1 pseudogene is annotated in these 1,510 nt (G+C 60.4%); it reads right to left on the bottom strand.

The window, feature by feature from the left end:
- Nucleotides 1-373 precede the first annotated feature (373 nt).
- A pseudogene (locus EOA60_RS32465) lies at nucleotides 374-1,510 on the bottom strand (hypothetical protein); the annotation flags it as partial.

The raw sequence follows: 1,510 nt of genomic DNA on the forward strand, positions 1-1,510 counted from the left end.
TCGTAGGCCAGTGTCCTCACATCGGGCGTCAATCCCGCAATCACGTCGCGCCAGATCGAATGGCAAGCGCCGAAGCCGTGCAGGAAGACGATCGTCTTCGAGCCAGCACCGCTTTCGGCGACGTGAAGAGAGTTAAACATCGAGATTGTTGGCTGTGAAGCAGTATGAGGGGCAATTCAAGATTGTGGCTGAATTGCTCCCTGAGCAGGTCGATAGCCAGTAAAATCTTCGCGAATTCGCCGTGCGCGCCCCAATCGAACGCGTAAGCAGGCCTAAGACTCGTTGAGTGTCGACGCCCGCTGTGCCGAGCAGATCCGGCGTGCGAATTTAATATTCCAATCAGTCCGCACGTCAGCGAATGCTCCACGTTCGCTCAGCTCGGATTGCCAATCCCCGCAGAGCGCAAGGATTGCACCAGCCGGTCGATGAGATCGGCGGGGTACTTCCTGTCAACAAAAGTGGCGCGCGGATTGGCGGCGAATTTCGGGAATTCGGCCGTGAGCTCGTTCGCCAATTCGTTTGCGAGCTTGTCGCGGCCTGAGATCTTGGCGCCGATCAGGCGCGCCGCCAGGTAATGCGATTTGGACGCGGTGGTCCGCAGCGACTCGCTGGCAATCGCTGCCCTCTGGGTGTCGCCTTGCATGAAGGCTCCGACAAACAGGCCATAGTCCCACCAGGTCGGATGACCGCTGAAGGCCTCGACGGCATGGCCCAGGATCGGCGTCCCTTCCTGGTATCTGCCAGCGAAGATCAGGCCGTAGCCATAAGCGGCGGCCATGCCGAGATCGTAGGGGTTGAGCTCATAAGCCTTGCGCATCCAGCGGATCGCTTCGTCGGTGTTGCCGAGGCGCGAGTTGAGGTAGCCGTAGGCGCGATGCGCGTGCGGGCTCATCGGTGCCATCTGAATGGCGCGGTGGGCAAACGACATGGCCTGCTCGACCGTTGCGCCGGGCGGATAGGCGTAGCGGTTGTTGACGGCTTCCAGATGCAGGGAAGCCAGTTCCGAGTAGATGAGCGATGATTTGGTGCTTTCTCTGACCAGCTTCTCCAGACAGCGATACGCAGCTTCGTGCGCCTTGGCGCTCTGGTCGAGATAGTAGAGGTCGTCGAGCACCAGACATCCTATCTGGCTGGTCCGGATATCGCTCTGGTCGATATAGCTGTAGATCGCGCCCGAAGCGGGGACGGTAGAGCTCAGGAGATTGGCGATGTTGCTCTCGACCGCACCAGGCGCGCTTTCGGCCGATGTCAGGTTGCGTGACAGGAGAACCCGTCCCGTCGCGACGCTCTGCAGCTCGATCATGACGTCGCCGGCGTTAGTCCCGGGAATAAGATCGAAAACGAAGCTGATCGGATCGGCGGAACGATTGCGCGTAGCGTCGGCGTCGCGTCCGATGAAGTCTATCGTATCGAAGCCGGCCAGACCGGCGCGCAGCGAGGAAGCAACACGGGCCGCCTCGGGTCCGTCGGCTTTGATGGCCAAGTAGATCAAAGGCAGGCCTTCGAACGT

Origin of the sequence: Mesorhizobium sp. M1A.F.Ca.IN.020.06.1.1 (genome assembly GCF_004023265.1) — a bacterium.
Classification (GTDB): domain Bacteria; phylum Pseudomonadota; class Alphaproteobacteria; order Rhizobiales; family Rhizobiaceae; genus Mesorhizobium.